This window comes from Mesorhizobium sp. B2-2-4, assembly GCF_006442375.1.
Lineage (GTDB): Bacteria > Pseudomonadota > Alphaproteobacteria > Rhizobiales > Rhizobiaceae > Mesorhizobium.
The window spans coordinates 470,394-485,059 of record NZ_VFWB01000001.1; the positions used below are offsets into that span (position 1 = coordinate 470,394).

At 64.7% G+C, this 14,666-nt stretch carries 19 protein-coding genes; 8 read left to right on the forward strand and 11 right to left on the reverse strand.

The window, feature by feature from the left end; genetic code table 11:
* Positions 1–32 precede the first annotated feature (32 nt).
* From FJ959_RS02425 to FJ959_RS02435, 3 genes are all read left to right on the forward strand, one after another.
* Complete coding sequence (locus tag FJ959_RS02425) at positions 33–902, forward strand: sugar ABC transporter permease (RefSeq protein ID WP_140628240.1); 870 nt, start codon at positions 33–35, stop codon at positions 900–902.
* The gene (locus FJ959_RS02430; protein ID WP_140628242.1) at positions 899–1,723 is read left to right on the forward strand and encodes a carbohydrate ABC transporter permease; all 825 of its coding nucleotides are present in this window, start codon (positions 899–901) and stop codon (positions 1,721–1,723) included. Before FJ959_RS02425 ends, FJ959_RS02430 begins: the two co-directional genes overlap by 4 nt.
* 95 nt (positions 1,724–1,818) lie before the next feature.
* Complete coding sequence (locus FJ959_RS02435) at positions 1,819–3,324, forward strand: M81 family metallopeptidase (RefSeq protein WP_140628244.1); 1,506 nt, start codon at positions 1,819–1,821, stop codon at positions 3,322–3,324.
* Here FJ959_RS02435 and FJ959_RS02440 read toward each other — a convergent pair whose 3' ends face one another.
* The 6 genes from FJ959_RS02440 to FJ959_RS02465 all read right to left on the reverse strand — a co-directional run bounded on the left by FJ959_RS02440 (position 3,325) and on the right by FJ959_RS02465 (position 8,589).
* On the reverse strand, positions 3,325–5,379 hold the full coding sequence (locus tag FJ959_RS02440; protein ID WP_140628247.1) for a M3 family metallopeptidase: 2,055 nt from the start codon (positions 5,377–5,379) through the stop codon (positions 3,325–3,327).
* A gap of 85 nt (positions 5,380–5,464) precedes the next feature.
* Positions 5,465–5,875, reverse strand: a complete 411-nt coding sequence (locus FJ959_RS02445) for a nuclear transport factor 2 family protein (RefSeq protein ID WP_181169588.1) — start codon at positions 5,873–5,875, stop codon at positions 5,465–5,467.
* A 20-nt stretch (positions 5,876–5,895) separates the two neighbouring features.
* Positions 5,896–6,540: a carbonic anhydrase gene (locus tag FJ959_RS02450; RefSeq protein WP_140492485.1), complete on the reverse strand. Its 645-nt coding sequence runs from the start codon at positions 6,538–6,540 to the stop codon at positions 5,896–5,898.
* A 138-nt stretch (positions 6,541–6,678) separates the two neighbouring features.
* The gene (locus FJ959_RS02455) at positions 6,679–7,449 is read right to left on the reverse strand and encodes a DUF429 domain-containing protein (protein WP_140524621.1); all 771 of its coding nucleotides are present in this window, start codon (positions 7,447–7,449) and stop codon (positions 6,679–6,681) included.
* Positions 7,446–8,330: a pyridoxal kinase PdxY gene (gene pdxY / locus FJ959_RS02460; protein ID WP_140514004.1), complete on the reverse strand. Its 885-nt coding sequence runs from the start codon at positions 8,328–8,330 to the stop codon at positions 7,446–7,448. Before pdxY ends, FJ959_RS02455 begins: the two co-directional genes overlap by 4 nt.
* A gap of 7 nt (positions 8,331–8,337) precedes the next feature.
* Positions 8,338–8,589 (reverse strand): hypothetical protein, encoded by a 252-nt coding sequence (locus FJ959_RS02465; RefSeq protein WP_140492477.1) that lies wholly within the window; start codon positions 8,587–8,589, stop codon positions 8,338–8,340.
* Between the two features lie 162 nt (positions 8,590–8,751).
* Between FJ959_RS02465 and FJ959_RS02470 the strand changes: the two genes are divergently transcribed.
* The 5 genes from FJ959_RS02470 (at position 8,752) to ppa (ending at position 12,242) form a co-directional block, all read left to right on the forward strand.
* On the forward strand, positions 8,752–9,387 hold the full coding sequence (locus FJ959_RS02470; protein ID WP_140514006.1) for a LemA family protein: 636 nt from the start codon (positions 8,752–8,754) through the stop codon (positions 9,385–9,387).
* Positions 9,388–9,438: 51 nt separating this feature from the next.
* Positions 9,439–10,248, forward strand: coding sequence for a YgcG family protein (locus tag FJ959_RS02475; RefSeq protein ID WP_181165206.1), 810 nt, complete (start codon positions 9,439–9,441; stop codon positions 10,246–10,248).
* Positions 10,249–10,256: 8 nt separating this feature from the next.
* Positions 10,257–10,895 (forward strand): TPM domain-containing protein, encoded by a 639-nt coding sequence (locus tag FJ959_RS02480; protein ID WP_140514007.1) that lies wholly within the window; start codon positions 10,257–10,259, stop codon positions 10,893–10,895.
* A 116-nt stretch (positions 10,896–11,011) separates the two neighbouring features.
* Positions 11,012–11,518 (forward strand): GNAT family N-acetyltransferase, encoded by a 507-nt coding sequence (locus FJ959_RS02485; RefSeq protein ID WP_140492466.1) that lies wholly within the window; start codon positions 11,012–11,014, stop codon positions 11,516–11,518.
* A gap of 190 nt (positions 11,519–11,708) precedes the next feature.
* Positions 11,709–12,242 carry an inorganic diphosphatase gene (ppa, locus tag FJ959_RS02490; RefSeq protein WP_140492463.1) on the forward strand — a complete coding sequence of 178 codons (534 nt, stop codon included), beginning with the start codon at positions 11,709–11,711 and terminating at the stop codon, positions 12,240–12,242.
* Positions 12,243–12,256: 14 nt separating this feature from the next.
* Here ppa and FJ959_RS02495 read toward each other — a convergent pair whose 3' ends face one another.
* The 5 genes from FJ959_RS02495 to ccmA form a co-directional block, all read right to left on the reverse strand.
* Complete coding sequence (locus FJ959_RS02495; RefSeq protein WP_140492460.1) at positions 12,257–12,838, reverse strand: DsbE family thiol:disulfide interchange protein; 582 nt, start codon at positions 12,836–12,838, stop codon at positions 12,257–12,259.
* Positions 12,835–13,008 carry a heme exporter protein CcmD gene (ccmD, locus tag FJ959_RS02500; RefSeq protein ID WP_140492264.1) on the reverse strand — a complete coding sequence of 58 codons (174 nt, stop codon included), beginning with the start codon at positions 13,006–13,008 and terminating at the stop codon, positions 12,835–12,837. Before ccmD ends, FJ959_RS02495 begins: the two co-directional genes overlap by 4 nt.
* Positions 13,005–13,154 carry a hypothetical protein gene (locus tag FJ959_RS31525; RefSeq protein WP_181170857.1) on the reverse strand — a complete coding sequence of 50 codons (150 nt, stop codon included), beginning with the start codon at positions 13,152–13,154 and terminating at the stop codon, positions 13,005–13,007. Before FJ959_RS31525 ends, ccmD begins: the two co-directional genes overlap by 4 nt.
* A complete protein-coding gene (gene ccmB, locus FJ959_RS02505) occupies positions 13,141–13,806 on the reverse strand; it encodes a heme exporter protein CcmB (RefSeq protein ID WP_140514012.1) in 666 nt (221 codons plus the stop codon). Before ccmB ends, FJ959_RS31525 begins: the two co-directional genes overlap by 14 nt.
* Positions 13,807–14,002: 196 nt before the next feature.
* On the reverse strand, positions 14,003–14,611 hold the full coding sequence (gene ccmA / locus FJ959_RS02510) for a heme ABC exporter ATP-binding protein CcmA (RefSeq protein ID WP_140514013.1): 609 nt from the start codon (positions 14,609–14,611) through the stop codon (positions 14,003–14,005).
* Positions 14,612–14,666 lie beyond the last annotated feature (55 nt).

Below are 14,666 nucleotides of genomic sequence, written 5' to 3' on the forward strand. Positions count from 1 at the left end.
CGATCCCGTGCGCCGAGGTTGCAGGCCAGCCGATGCAAAATCGCTTCTTGCCCTATCTGCTGACCTTGCCCAGCCTGTTCCTGGCGGCAATCGTGATCTTCTGGCCGGTCTGGGACCTGATCCAGATCGCCACGCATGACGTCAACCGTTTCGGACAGCTGCGCGAATTCAGCGGTCTTGCCAATTTCGCCGCCCTCACCGCCGATCCCGATTTCGTCGCCGCACTGTGGCGCACGGGGATATGGACCGTGCTGGTGGTTGGCGGCGCGCTGCTTCTGTCGATCCCGGTCGCGATCATCCTCAACACCGATTTTTACGGCCGCGGCCTTGCCCGCGTCATCATCATGCTGCCCTGGGCGGTGTCGCTGACCATGACGGCGGTGGTCTGGCGCTGGGCGCTGAGCGGTGAAAGCGGCATGCTGAATTCGGCGCTGCTCGGGCTCGGCCTTATCGATCACAACATCCAGTGGCTGGCGCAGGCCGAGACGGCGTTCCCGATGCAGGTGCTGATCGGCATATTGGTGACGGTGCCGTTCACCACGACGATCTTCCTCGGCGGCCTGTCTTCGATTCCCGACGATCTCTACGAGGCCGCCGCGCTCGAAGGAGCGACGCCGGCCCAGCAGTTCCGCGAAATCACCTTTCCGCTCCTGAAGCCGTTCATCAACATCGCCATCGTGCTCAACACCATCTATGTCTTCAATTCCTTCCCGATCATCTGGGTGATGACGCAGGGCGGGCCGGCCAATTCGACCGACATCCTGGTCACCCACCTCTACAAGCTCGCCTTCCGCATCGGCAAACTGGGGGAGGCTTCCGCCGTGTCGCTGGTGATGTTCGCCATATTGCTGGTCTTCACCATGATCTATGTGCGCCTCGCCATGCGGGAGCAGCGCGCATGAGGAACAAGCTGAAACGAACCGTCGTTGCCTGGCTGCTGCTGGCGCCTTTGATCGTGGTGACGATCTTTCCGTTCGCGGTGATGTTCCTGACCGCGGTCAAGCCGCGGCAGGAGGTGCTGTCGCCGACATGGTGGCCGAGCGAATTCCGCTGGTCGAATTTTGCCGACATGTGGGTGGCGACCGGCTTCGGCCGGGCGCTCGCCAATTCCCTCTATGTCTCGGTGATCGCCACCGTCGGCGCCATCCTGATCTCCGTGCCGGCGGCCTATGCCATGTCGCGCTTTCGTTTTGCCGGCTATGGCGCCTTCCGCCAGTTCCTGCTGATCTCGCAGATGATCTCGCCGATCGTGCTGGTGCTGGGCCTGTTCCGGTTGATGGCCGCCTGGGGGCTGGTCGAATCGACGACCGCGCTCGGCTTCATCTACATGGCCTTCAACGTCGCCTTCACCGTGTGGATGCTGCAGAGCTATTTCGACACCATCCCGCGCGATCTCGAGGAGGCGGCCTGGATGGAAGGCGCCGGCCGCTGGCTGACGCTGCGCAAAGTGTTTCTGCCGCTCTGCCTGCCGGCCATTGCCGTCACCGCCATCTTCACCTTCATCAACGCCTGGAACGAATTCGTCGTGGCGCTCACCATGCTGCGCAGCCAGGAGAGCTATACGCTGCCGATCCAGGTGTTCTCGCTGGTCGCCGGGCGCTACACCATCGAATGGCATCACGTCATGGCCGCCACGCTGCTGGCGACGTTGCCAGTGGCGATCCTGTTCATCTGGCTGCAGCGCTACCTCGTGCGGGGGCTGGCGCTCGGGGCCGTCAAATAGCAATTCCATTGAAATAGCAATTCCATTGAAAAAGTGTGTGGCGGTTTTCCGTCCGGAATTGCGAGAACGAAGAGTAACCTGTCCACGGAGCTTTCATGCGCATCTTCACCGCCTCGCTGGCGACGGAAACCAACACCTTTTCGCCGGTGCCGACCGACAGGGCATCGTTCGAGATGGCCTTCTATGCCGGGCCGGGCAAGCATCCGGAGACGCCGACGCTGTGCTCCTCGCCGATCGTCGCCCTGCGCCGGCGCGCGGCCGGCGAGGGGCTCGACGTCATCGAGGGCACCGCCACCTGGGCCGAACCCGGCGGCCTGGTGCAGCGGCAGACATACGAGGAGCTGCGCGACGAGATCCTCGCCCAGCTCACGGCGGCACTGCCGGTTGAAGCGGTTATCCTCGGACTGCACGGCGCAATGGTGGCGCAGGGCTATGACGATTGCGAAGGCGACCTTCTCGAACGCGTGCGCGGGATCGTCGGCCCGAAGGTGGTGATCGCCTGCGAGTTCGACCCGCACAGCCACCTGACGCCGAAGCGCGTGGCAGCGTGCGACGTCATGGCTTATTTCCTAGAATTCCCGCACACCGATTTCTACGAACGCGGCGAACATGTCGTCGAGCTTGGCCTCGCCGCGGCGCGTGGCGAGATCAAGCCCGTCATCTCGACCTTCGACTGCCGCATGATCCAGGTGCTGCCGACCAGCCGCGAACCGATGCGCTCCTTCGTCGACCGTATCAAGGCGCTGCACGGCAGGGACGGCGTGCTGTCGGTTTCGGTCATCCATGGCTTCATGGCGGCGGATGTGCCCGAAATGGGCACGCGTATCCTCGTCGTCACCGACAATGACAAGGCCAAGGGCGACGCGCTGGCCGAAACGCTGGGACGCGAGCTCTACGCGATGCGCCAAAAGACGGCGATGACGATGCTGAGCGCCGGCGATGGCATCGATCGGGCGCTGGCGGTGCACGCTGAAAAGCGCGGCAGGCCGGTGGTCATCGCCGACATCTGGGACAATCCGGGCGGCGGCGTGCCGGGTGACGGCACCATCGTGCTGCGGGAGCTTTTGGCCCGCGGCATCGACAATGTCGGCGTGGCGACGATCTGGGATCCGGTCGCCGTGACCTTCTGCCGGGCCGCGGGCGAGGGCGCCGTCATCGACCTGCGTTTCGGCGGCAAGGCCGGTCCCCAGGCCGGCGAGCCGATCGACGCCCGCGTCATGGTGCTGAAAGTTCTCGCCGAAGGTTGGCAGAGCTTCGGGCCGAGCCGGGTGACGCTCGGGCCCGCCGCGTTGATCCGCATCGAGGGCACCGAGGTCGACATCATCCTCAACACCAACCGCACGCAGACCTTCGAACCGGACATTTTTTCCAACATCGGCGTCGATCCGCTGGCCAAGGACATGCTGCTGATCAAATCGACCAACCATTTCTACGCCGGCTTCGAACCGATCGCCGCCGAGATCATCTATCTCTCGGCGCCGAGCGCGTATCCCAGCAATCCGGCGGTGACGGATTACAGGAAACTGAAGCGGGCGATTTGGCCAAGGGTGGCGGATCCGTGGAAGCAGCCGATCTCCCCCACAAGGGGGGAAATTGGCTGATCACACCAGCCCCCGCTTCACCATCATGGCTTCCGGCGACGGCATCTTGCCGCGAAACGCGGTGTAGAGTTCTTCCGGATCCTTCGAGCCGCCGGCGGCATAGATGTTCTTTCTCAGCCGCTCGGCCAGCGCGGGATTGAAGGGGTCGCCCGTCTCCTCGAAAGCGGCGAAGGCGTCGGCGTCGAGTACTTCCGACCACATGTAGGAATAGTAGCCGGCCGAATAGCCCTCGCCGGCAAAGACATGGCCGAAATGCGGCGTGCGGTGGCGCATCGCGATGGTGTCGAGCATGTCGAGTTTTTCGAGCGTTTCGGCCTCGAAACGAAGTGGCTCCTCAGGCGCGTCGGGCCTTGCATGGAAGGCCATGTCGATCAGCGCCGAGGCGGTGAATTCCACCGTGGCAAAGCCAGCCCCGAAAGTGCGCGCCGCCAGCATCTTGTCGAGCAGAGCCTTCGGCATCGGCTTGCCGGTCTTGACATGCAAAGCGTGCTTTTCCAGCACCGCCGGCACGGTCAGCCAGTGTTCGTAGAGCTGCGAGGGCAGTTCGACGAAATCGCGGCTGACGGAAGTGCCCGACACCGAAGGCCAGGTGACATCGGTCAGCATGCCGTGCAGGGCATGGCCGAATTCATGGAACAAGGTCTTCGCCTCGTCCACCGACAGCAGCGCCGGCTCGCCCACGGGCGGCTTGGCGAAATTCATGATGTTGTAGATGATCGGGCTCGCGCCGGGGCCCAGGCGGTAGCCTGATTTCAGTGCGCTCATCCAGGCCCCGGAGCGTTTCGACGGCCGCGCGAAATAGTCGGCCAGGAACAGGCCGCGCTCGCTGCCATCGGCATTCTTCACCACGAACACACGCGCGTCCGGATGCCAGGCGGCAATGCCTTTCCTCTCTTCGAAGGTGATGCCGAACAGTCTTGTCGCGACGTCGAAACAGGCATCGATGATCCGGTCGAGCTGGAGATAGGGCTTCAATTCCGCCTCGTCGAAGGCGAATTTCTCCGCGCGCAGCTTCTCCTGGTAGAAACGCCAATCCCAGGCGGCGAATTTTTCGTTGCTGCCGGCTTCCGCCGCCAGCCGTTCCAGCTCCTTTTGGTCGTCGGCGGCCTTTTCCAGCGCCTTTTCCCATACGGGATCGAGCAGGTCGTGCACCGCCTTGGGCGTCTTGGCCATGGTGTCGTCGAGCTTCAGCGCCGCGAAGGAGCCGTAGCCGAGCAGCTTCGCCTTCTCGGCGCGCAGCTTCAGCATGTCGCGCACGACGGCTGTATTGTCCGTCGCGCCGCCATTCTGGCCGCGCATGGTGAAGGCGCGAAAGGCGATCTCGCGCAAGTCGCGGCGCTCCGAGAAGGTCGAGAACGGCTCGTAGATCGAGCGCGACAAAGTGACGGCGTAGCGGCCTTTCTGGCCGCGCGTCTCGGCGGCTTCGGCCATCGAGCTCTTCACGAAATCCGGCAGGCCGGCCAGGTCGGCCTCGTCCAGGAACAGCGCCCAGTCGCGTTCGTCGGCAAGCACGTTCTGGCCGAAGCTGGTGCCGAGCGACGACAGCTCCTCGTTGATCCCTGCCAGCCGCTTCTTGCCATCCGCATCGAGTTTCGCGCCCGAGCGGACAAAACCCTTCCAGGTCTTTTCCAGCACCCGCAACGTCTCGGCATCGAGCTTGAGCGTCTCGCGGCGCCGGTAAAGGTCGTCGATGCGGGCAAAGAGCCTTTCATTCATCGAGATCGCCGAGAAATGCCTCGACATCCTTGGCGAGATGTCGCGCTCCAGCGCCTGGATGTCCTCGTTGGTGTGGGCCCCGGCACGGCACCAGAAGATCGACGAGACATGGTCGAGCGCTTCGCCGGCGAGCTCCAGGGCTTGAAGCGTGTTCTCGATGGTCGGCGTATCCTCGTTCGCGGCAATGGCCTCGATCTCGGCCTCATGCGCCTTCAGCGCCGCGTCGAAGACGGGTGCGAACTCGTCGTCGCCAAATCGGGCGAAATCGGGCAGGCCGAGTGGCCCTTGCCACGTGGTCAGCGGATGGGCGGCGAGGTCGACGGCTTTCGTGGCGGGCATGGATTGTCTTTCGGGCTGGCAGGTCGGGAGGGGCTGAAATCACCGATGTAGGGCGCTCGTCCGGCGCGCGCAACAGCGCTGCCGGTCAGTAGGCTTCGCAGCTTTCCGCAAGCGCTTTCTGCGTGCTGGCCGTGATGCGGTCGCCCGCTATGGCGAAGGTCTCATGCATCAGCATGTCGTTGTCGGGGAAGTCGTAGCAGGCGATCACCGTGGTGACGCCGCCTTCGTTCTTCTCGATCCGGTGTCGGATCGCGGCACCAGCAACCGCACCTTTCCATTCGTCGAGCGCGGCGATGAACTCCTGCTTTCCCTGCACGATGCCGAGGTCGTCGAGTTCGATGCGCACATTGTCGGCGAGCAGGTCGGAAAGTTCGGTGCGGTCGGCGACCAGCAGGGCCGAATACCAGCGGCTGATGATGGCGCCGTCATCGGCACGGGCGGCCATGATCGCCATCAGCAGTGCGGCGGCGGTGAACATGACCGGCCGGATGTTCATTGCCTGGCGTGCCGTTTCGGTCACTCCAGCACCGGGCGCTCGAAATCGCCGGTTTCCTTGTTCATCACCCAGAGCTCGCCGGTCGAAATGTCGAACCAGGCACCGTGCAGCGACAGCCGCCCCTTGCCCTCAAGGATCGAGACGCAGGGAAAGGTCCTGAGATTGGCGAGGGAATAGCGGATCGAGATGCGCTCCAGCGCCGTCTGGCGCTCCGTCGCAGTCATGAAGGTGCTGGCCGACACGGTCTCGGCGGCCGGCGCGATCAGGCTCATCCATTTGCCGATGAAATCGCCCGGCGACAGTGGCGCGGAATTGGCGTCGAGCGCGGCACGGATACCGCCGCAGCGGCCATGGCCCATGACAACGATGTTCTTGACCTTGAGGCTCTGCACCGCGAATTCGAGCGCGGCCGAGGTCGAGTGGAACTCGCCGTCCGGCTCGTAAGGCGGCACCAGATTGCCGACATTGCGCAGCACGAAGAGTTCGCCGGGCCCTGCGTCGAAGATCGCCTCGGGAGCCGAGCGGGAATCGCAGCACGCGACGATCATGGTTTCCGGCGCTTGCCCCTCCCGGGCGAGCTCGCGATAGCGGCCGCTCTCGGTGAGATAGCGACCGTTCATGAAATTGCGGTAGCCGGCAAGAAGGTGGTCGGGAAGGTGAGGCATGGGCGGCTTTCCGGGTTGGAGGCGGCAGCTCGTTGCGGTCGAGAAAACGCTCTAGCGGTAAAAGCCCGTCGCGAGCAATGCAGAATTGTGGGGTTGGTGAGAAATGCCCTGCGTCAGGCGCAAAGCTGGGCAATGTTGTCACGCCCAGATGGCGACCGGTATGCCAAAGCCGTCGGTAAGTGGCGGGTCGGGAAACGGCCGTGCCGTGCAGGCGGCGATGCGGCCGGCGATCAGCATCATCGCCGCCGCATCGAGGAAATCGTCAGCGGCCGCACCGCGCGGCGGCGCCTGATCGAGGAAGTCTATGGCATAGCCGTGCCGGCTAAGCAGCGCCTTGCGTTCCGCCATGCCGGCCGGATTGATGCTGCCCTTGACCTTCTTCGGCAGCAGCATGGCCTGCCCGCCGTTGAGCCGACAGAAAGCCACTTCCGGATGCGATTCGAAGACGCGGCCACGCAGTTCGGGCCGCGAGATCAGCAACGTATCGATCTCGCGTATTTTGCCAAAGATGCCGAATGCCTGGATCGAAACGCCGCGCGGCGGATCGGATGTCGTCCTGGCCACGTCGCTCGCCCGGCGGTGCGCGGCGTACCAGGCTTCGATCGAAGTGAACTCGGCGGTATCGGCGTAGAGTGCCGCACGAGAGGGGATCGAGAAGACGCTGGATTGGCGTGGCCCGAGCAGCGACCTGACCTGCGCCTCCGGTCCGCGCCCGCCCTTGCTCGAAAATTCAGGCAGGCCGATCGGCATGTCGACGGCGACGATCGCGTCGTCGGGAACCGCAGCGAGCAGCATGGCGAAGCTGGCGAAAATTTCGACGGAGGGCAATGAGCCGGGTGCACGTCGAACGACGATCCAGCCGGCCTTGCAGCCGTCGACGCCGGCAACAACGACTTCGGCCGATGTCACGCGCGGCGGTCCCGCCCCGGATGCGTGAGACGGCGAAGCTGCACCATCGCCATCGGGTGCGACAGGCTCTGCGCATCGGTTTCGAGCTGCAATTCGTCGCCGCCGCGTTTGGCCGTGCGCGCCAGGATCTCGTAGACCGCCGCCGTCGTCGATTGCAGCGCCTTGATCGCCGGCTGGCCGGAGAGGATGCGCGCCAGGTAGACCGCCGCTGTCAGGTCGCCCAAACCGTTCGGCGGCTTGTCGATGACGCGGTGCTCGGCGAGCAGCGCCTGGCTGCCGTCGAGCAGAAGATTCCCGGTGCCGCCTGAAATCATCGACGGCGCCGAGGTGACCAGCATGGTTGAAGGCCCCGCATGGAGCGCCGCGGCCATCACCGACTTCAGGTCGGGCAACGGCACGCCGGCCATCCATTCCAGCTCATAGCGGTTAGGGGTAGCAATGTCGGCGATCGGCATCAGCCGGTCGCGCATGGCGATCGCCGTCGGCTCCGGCACATAGAGCCCGCCCGAATCGCCCATTACCGGATCGCAGATATAGACGGCGTCGGGCGTCCTCGCCTTGACCGCGGCGACCAGCGAGGCGACGGCTTCGGCCTGGCCGGCCTCGCCGAGATAGCCCGACAGCACCGCCCCGACCTCGCCCAGCCACGGCGCGCGCTCCAGATCGGCCATCAATGCCTTGAACTGATCGAGCGGCGGCACGATGCGGGTCGCGCGCCCATGGCCGGGATGCCAGGGCAGGAGGATTGTCGGCACCGCCCATACCGGGAAACCCAGCGATTCCAGCGCAAAGACGGCGGCGCGATTGCCGACCGAGCCGCGTGCGACATGGCTGGAAATGACGATGACCGCGCGCGGCGCGTCGGCTTGCTCGGTGCTCATTGGAATCCTAACTGCCCCGGGTGAGGAAAAGCACGAGCCAGACCATCAGGCCCAGCGCCAGCAGCAGCCCAATTATCCGGCCAATGCGCGTGCCCCAGACTTCGATCGGATCCGCGCGGTCGGCATCGGCCGCCGCGACGTGGTCGCGAACGGCCTTCGCGGTCCGCGCCGCGAGCGAAGTGGCGGCCGGATCGGTTTCGCGCGCGACGCGCTCGAGGATGCGGCGCGATTCGGTGTCGCTGTCCTGGCGCTGCACCATGATGCTGTCCTGTTTCGTGGCGACCTTACCGCGTTCGCTCCGTCAATTACAGCGCCTTGCGACCGACCGTAACCCCATCGGTAACCGTCTGCGCCGAGGTCGTTTTCTTGCGCGCCGATTGTGGTAATGCTTCGCATGCAACTTCTACCGAGGGGACCGATCATGTTTGCCCAGCGCCTTGCTTTCCCGACATTCCGCACGCTGCCCGCCTTGCTGGTGATGGCCGTCATGCTGCCGCTGCTTGCCGGCTGCGGCTACAACACCATCCCGACGGCGGAGGAGAACGCCAAGGCGGCGTGGAGTGAGGTGCTGAACCAGTATCAACGCCGCGCCGACCTCATCCCCAACCTGGTCGAGACGGTCAAGGGCTACGCCTCGCACGAAAAGGACACGCTTGACGCGGTGGTCGAGGCGCGCGCCAAGGCGACGCAGGTCACGGTAACGCCAGAAACGTTGAAGGATCCCGAAGCCCTCAAGAGGTTCCAGGATGCCCAGGCAGGGCTGACCAGCGCGCTGTCGCGGCTGCTTGCTGTGTCGGAGGCATACCCGGACCTGAAGGCCAACCAGAACTTCCTGGCGCTGCAGGCGCAGCTCGAAGGTACCGAGAACCGCATCGCGGTGGCGCGGCGTGACTACATCCAGGCGGTCAGGGACTACAATCTGACGCTGCGGACCTTCCCCTCGGTGCTGTGGGCGACGTTCTGGTTCCGCGGCAACGAGCCCTTCGCCAATTTCACGGTCGAGGAGGACAAATTGCAGACGCCGAAGGTCGATTTCGGCACGAAACAGGGCGGATGATTGCCGGATTCCGACGTGGTGATCCTGCTCGCCAATGAGGGACGACGCGCCATGTATCGCGTCGCTGTCCTGCTCCTCGTTCTCGTGGTGCCATTTGCGGCCCTCGCCGCCGAGCTCCCGGCGCTGACCGGCCGTGTCGTCGACAATGCAGGCATCATCGATGCGGCGACCAGGGCGGCACTGACGCAGAAGCTTGCCGATTTCGAGACGAAGGGCTCCGATCAGATCGTCGTCGCCACCATTCCCAGTCTCGGCGGCGAGGAGATCGAGCCCTATGCCAACCGGCTGTACCGGTTCTGGAAACTCGGCCAGGCGAAGGAGAACAACGGCGTGCTGCTTCTGGTCGCGCCGAACGACCGCAAGATGCGCATCGAGGTCGGCTACGGGCTGGAAGGCACGCTGACCGACCTGCACACCAAGCTGATCATCGAAAACGACATGGTGCCGGCCTTCCGTGCCGGCGATTTCTCCGGCGGCATCACCAAGGCCGTCGACGACATGATCATGGTGCTCAACGGCAATCCCGAGGAGCTGGAAGCACGCGGCAAGCGCAACCAGCAGGCGCCGTTCAATTCCGACGATTTGTTCTTCGCCATCTTCATCGGCATCTGGGCGCTCATCTTCTTCGGCAGCATAGCGGCCTCGGTGTTGCCGCCGATCTTCGGCCAGAAGATCGGTCCCGGCCGTTACCGCTGGCTCGGCATGACGTTCGAGCCGAGCCGGCGATCGTCGGGTGGCGGCTGGTCGTCAGGTGGCGGCGGCTGGTCGGGCGGCGGCGGCTGGTCCTCGGGCGGTAGCGGCGGTGGTTTCTCCGGCGGTGGGGGCTCTTCCGGCGGCGGCGGCTCTTCGGGAAGCTGGTGAGAGGGATCATGGCGATACGACCGATCAGCCCGCAGGACCATGAGCGCATCGCCGGGGCGATCCGCGCCGCCGAATCAAGGACCGACGGCGAAATCTACTGCGTGGTGGCGCATGCCAGCGGCAACTACTTCTTTCCGGCTGCCTTCGTGGCGGCTCTCGCCACGCTGCTGGTCAGCCTCGCCGTCGCCTATGGGCTCGAGGCCTGGTGGCTCACCATCCGTCTGCCGCACTTCGTCATTGCCCAGCTTCTGGCGCTGGCCTGCTTTCTTTTGCTGTTATGGGCCTTTCCGGGGCTGCGCATCCATATGGTGCCGAGACGGCTGCGCTATCAGACCGCGCATGACAACGCACTGAAGCAGTTCCTGGCCCGCAACGTCCACCGCACGACCGCGCGCACCGGCGTGCTGGTCTTCGTCTCGGTCACCGAGCGCTACGCCGAGGTGGTCGCCGATTCAGGCATCGACGCCAAGGTCGGCCAGCATGTCTGGGACGATGTGGTGCGCGAGCTTACCGCACATGCCGGCGACGACCGGCTTGCCGACGGCTTCGTCAAGGCGATCCGATCGGTTGGAGCGGTGCTCGCCGAGCACTTCCCGGTCACGTCGGGCGACACCAACGAGCTCGACGATCATCTGGTCGAGATTTGAGCTCCACCGACAGCCTCGAACGCGCATCGCGCAGGCGATGACGGCCTGTGAGAAAGCGTCCTCCGGACTGCCCGGACTCTTGCATTCGAGCGATGCGGGTTTATGGTTAACAAATCATGAATACGCTGAGCATCGATATCCGCAAAGCCGAATCGCGCGACGCCGCGGCGATCGCCGACGTGCATTTGCAGGCTTGGCGCGGCGCCTATAGCGGCATCATCCCGCACCGCACCCTGACATCGATGATCAACCGTCGCGGCGCCGACTGGTGGGCCAATGCCATCCGCCGCGCCGCCACCGTCCTGGTGATCGAGATTGGCGGCACGGTTGCCGGCTACGCCACGATCGGCAAGAACCGGGCCCGCGAACTCAAGCAGCAGGGCGAGATCTATGAATTGTACCTGCGGCCGGAATATCAGGGCATCGGGCTCGGCAGCCGGCTTTTCAAGGCGGCACGGGCGCGGCTTGCCGACCACGGATTGAAGGGCACGGTGGTGTGGGCGCTGGAAGACAATCAGAACGCGCTCGCCTTCTATTCCGGCGCCGGCGGCCGCGATATCGCCGAAGGCGTCGAGATATTCGAGCAGAAGGCGCTGAAGAAGGTTGCTTTCGTCTGGGAATGACCGGCGAGGAACGATCGCGTAAGCGGCGCGAAGCGCAACCTACGCAATCACGACACTGAAACATCTTCTGCTAATGATTGAACGCATTGAATGCCATTGCGTCTTGCTGGGCGTTCTTGAGCACCATTCGCCGCATTGCACCATTTTGCGCCGCCCGCTATCGGTCTGCCAATCGAGAGAGGGATAAGTCATGCGTATTGAAGCCATCGCCACCGGAAAGAATCCGCCCGAGGACGTCAACGTCATCATCGAGGTGCCGATCGGCGGCGAGCCGATCAAATACGAGATGGACAAGGAGGCCGGCACGCTGTTCGTCGACCGTTTCCTGCACACCTCGATGCGCTATCCCGGCAATTACGGCTTCGTTCCGCACACGCTGTCTGGCGACGGCGATCCGATCGACGTGCTGGTCTGCAACACGCGCGCGCTGGTGCCCGGCTGCGTCATCAATGTGCGGCCGATCGGCGTGCTGATCATGGAAGACAATGCCGGCCAGGACGAGAAGGTCATCGCCGTGCCGTCGCCGAAGCTGACGCTGCGTTACGAGAACGTCACCGAATACACGCAGCTGCCCGAGATCACCCGCGATCAGGTGCAGCACTTCTTCGAGCACTACAAGGATCTCGAACCCGGCAAATGGGTCAAGATCGAGGGCTGGCACGATTCCAAATACGCCAAGAAGATGATCGTCGACGCGATCGAGCGGGCCAAGGCAAGCAAGTAGGCCGGCCAGTCGCCTCAGTTCGGCGCGGCCAGCGCCTTCTCGATCTGCGGCAACAGCAGCGTCCGAGCCGTCTCGGCCGTCAGCGGGCCGACATGCTTGTAGGCTATTTTGCCGTCCTTGCCGATGACGAAGGTTTCCGGCACGCCATAGACGCCCCAGTCGATCGCCGTGCGGCCGGCCTCGTCGACGCCGATCGCCTGGAACGGATTGCCGAGATCGCCGAGGAATCGGCGGGCGTTTTCCGGCCGGTCCTTGTAGTTCAGCGCCGCCATGGTGAAGCGCCTGTCCTGCGCCAGCCCCAAAAGCACCGGGTGCTCTTCGCGGCAAGGCGCGCACCATGAGGCGAAGACGTTGACCAGCGTCACCTTGCCGGCAAACGATTTCGAATCGAGTCCCGGCAGGTTCGTGCCGTCCAGCGGGGGCAGGTTGGTCGGCGGCGCCGGCAGGCCGATCAGCGCCGACGGCACCTCCGAAGTGTCGCGCCCCGACAGGAGCTGCGCCAGGAACAGCCCCGCCAGCCCGAGGAAGACCAGCAGCGGCAACAGCACGAACAGGCGGCGCCGGGCCGGCGCCGGCGTTGGCATATCCGTGCTCATGACACGCGCTCCCCGCCCTTGTCGGAGCGTCGGCGCACGCCCGCCGCCTCGAGTTCGGCCAGTTCGCGCTTGCGGGCCCGTTGATCGAGCAGGATCCAGCCGATCAGCCCGGCCAGCGCAATCGCCGTGACGGCATAGGCGGCGGTGACGTAGAGCGCATGCGGGCTCATGCCGTCCACCTCGTCGGCATGCCGCCCGCCAATTCGATCCTTCCGCCGTGCTCGATCATGCCTTCCCTTAGCCCCGCGCCGGTGACCGCGCAATTGGCCGCCGCGCCGCAGCCCTTGCCGGTCATGGCCGCCTCAATCCGTGCCATGGCGCAGCGCCAGCGCCGCCGCCAGCGGTCCGAGCACGGCAAGAAACAACGTCAGCGCGGCAAGAATGAGGAAAGGTTGCAGGAACGGATCGGGATTGGCCGTCGCGCCATAACTCGCCGAAACCCCGAAGATCAGCACCGGGATGGTAAGCGGCAGCACCAGCACCGAAATCAGGAGCCCGCCGCGCGGCAGCGCCACCGCCACCGCCGCGCCGACGGCGCCGATGAAGGTGATCGCCGGCGTGCCGACCAGCAGCGTAAGCGCCGTGGCGCCGATGGCGATCGGCTCCATGTTCATGAACAGGCCGAGCAGCGGCGCGGCGACCACCAGCGGCAGCACGCTGCCCGCCCAATGCGCCAGGCATTTGGTGAGCACCGTCAGCGCCAGCATGTGGCGGTCGTTGCCAAGCACCAGGAGATCGAGCGAGCCGTCCTCGCGGTCGGCCTGGAACAACCGGTCGAGGCCGAGCAAGCAAGAGAGCAGTGCTCCGATCCACAGGATCGCCGGGCCGATGCGGGCAAGCAGTCTCAGGTCCGGCCCGACGCCGAAGGGAATGGTGGCGATCACAGCGAGGAAGAAGATCACGCCCGTCAGCGCCCCGCCGCCGGCCCGAATCGAAAGGCGGATATCGCGGAGGAGAAGGGCTAGCATGATATGAGATACTCGCGCTTGAGCGCCCCCCTCTGTCCTGCCGGACATCTCCCCCTCGAGGGGGGAGATTGGCAGCTTCGGTGGCGCGCCAATCTTTCAACCGTTGTAATTGGCGAAAGCCAAGCTGGCAGCCGATCTCCCCCTTCGAGGGGGAGATGTCCGGCAGGACAGAGGGGGGCGCCGTAGAGTGCCGTCATCAAAAGGCCTGCCCCATCCTCAACGTCTGCGCTCCCTCGATCCCGAGCGGCAGATGCGTTGCCGCGACGATCATCCCGCCCTCGGAACAATGCCCCCTCATCAATCCCGCGAATCGCGCCTCCGAATCCTTGTCCAGACCCGCCGTCGGCTCGTCGAGCAGCCAGATCGGTCGGTGGCTGACCAGCAGTTTCGCGATCGCCGCGCGTCGTCTTTGCCCGGTCGAGAGATAGCCGAACGGCAGATGGCCGATGCCGCCCAGTCCGACCGTCTCCAGCGCCTCCTCGACGCCGAAGGATCCACCGCCGTTGAAGTCGCGCCAGAAGCGCAGGTTTTCCGTCACGCTGAGCGCCGTTTTCATTGCGTTCTGATGGCCGAGATAGTGGCAGGCCGAAGCGATCGACGGAAATTCATCGCCGCCGCCCTCGATCAGCAAATTGCCTTCAGCCTTCGGCAGCAGTCCGGCGACGATCCTGAGCAAGGTCGATTTGCCTGATCCGTTCGGCCCGGTGACCACAAGCGCCTGGCCTTGATCGAGGTCAAAGCCAATGCCCGAAAACACCGTCTCGCCGCCGCGTTCGCCGCCCAGATTTTCGGCGATAAGCCGCATCCCTCGCCCGCCCTGAAACAATCCGCCTCGGCCCCTGCCGCATCGCACAAATTTG

Bases quoted from the DNA above. Each gene is read 5' to 3' on its own strand.
- FJ959_RS02425 (WP_140628240.1), top strand. From the start codon at position 33: ATGCAAAATCGCTTCTTGCCCTATCTGCTGACCTTGCCCAGCCTGTTC.
- FJ959_RS02430 (WP_140628242.1), top strand. From the start codon at position 899: ATGAGGAACAAGCTGAAACGAACCGTCGTTGCCTGGCTGCTGCTGGCG.
- FJ959_RS02435 (WP_140628244.1), top strand. From the start codon at position 1,819: ATGCGCATCTTCACCGCCTCGCTGGCGACGGAAACCAACACCTTTTCG.
- FJ959_RS02440 (WP_140628247.1), bottom strand. From the start codon at position 5,379: ATGCCCGCCACGAAAGCCGTCGACCTCGCCGCCCATCCGCTGACCACG.
- FJ959_RS02445 (WP_181169588.1), bottom strand. From the start codon at position 5,875: ATGAACATCCGGCCGGTCATGTTCACCGCCGCCGCACTGCTGATGGCG.
- FJ959_RS02450 (WP_140492485.1), bottom strand. From the start codon at position 6,540: ATGCCTCACCTTCCCGACCACCTTCTTGCCGGCTACCGCAATTTCATG.
- pdxY (WP_140514004.1), bottom strand. From the start codon at position 8,330: ATGAGCACCGAGCAAGCCGACGCGCCGCGCGCGGTCATCGTCATTTCC.
- FJ959_RS02465 (WP_140492477.1), bottom strand. From the start codon at position 8,589: ATGGTGCAGCGCCAGGACAGCGACACCGAATCGCGCCGCATCCTCGAG.
- FJ959_RS02470 (WP_140514006.1), top strand. From the start codon at position 8,752: ATGTTTGCCCAGCGCCTTGCTTTCCCGACATTCCGCACGCTGCCCGCC.
- FJ959_RS02475 (WP_181165206.1), top strand. From the start codon at position 9,439: ATGTATCGCGTCGCTGTCCTGCTCCTCGTTCTCGTGGTGCCATTTGCG.
- FJ959_RS02480 (WP_140514007.1), top strand. From the start codon at position 10,257: ATGGCGATACGACCGATCAGCCCGCAGGACCATGAGCGCATCGCCGGG.
- FJ959_RS02485 (WP_140492466.1), top strand. From the start codon at position 11,012: ATGAATACGCTGAGCATCGATATCCGCAAAGCCGAATCGCGCGACGCC.
- ppa (WP_140492463.1), top strand. From the start codon at position 11,709: ATGCGTATTGAAGCCATCGCCACCGGAAAGAATCCGCCCGAGGACGTC.
- FJ959_RS02495 (WP_140492460.1), bottom strand. From the start codon at position 12,838: ATGAGCACGGATATGCCAACGCCGGCGCCGGCCCGGCGCCGCCTGTTC.
- ccmD (WP_140492264.1), bottom strand. From the start codon at position 13,008: ATGAGCCCGCATGCGCTCTACGTCACCGCCGCCTATGCCGTCACGGCG.
- FJ959_RS31525 (WP_181170857.1), bottom strand. From the start codon at position 13,154: ATGGCACGGATTGAGGCGGCCATGACCGGCAAGGGCTGCGGCGCGGCG.
- ccmB (WP_140514012.1), bottom strand. From the start codon at position 13,806: ATGCTAGCCCTTCTCCTCCGCGATATCCGCCTTTCGATTCGGGCCGGC.
- ccmA (WP_140514013.1), bottom strand. From the start codon at position 14,611: ATGCGGCTTATCGCCGAAAATCTGGGCGGCGAACGCGGCGGCGAGACG.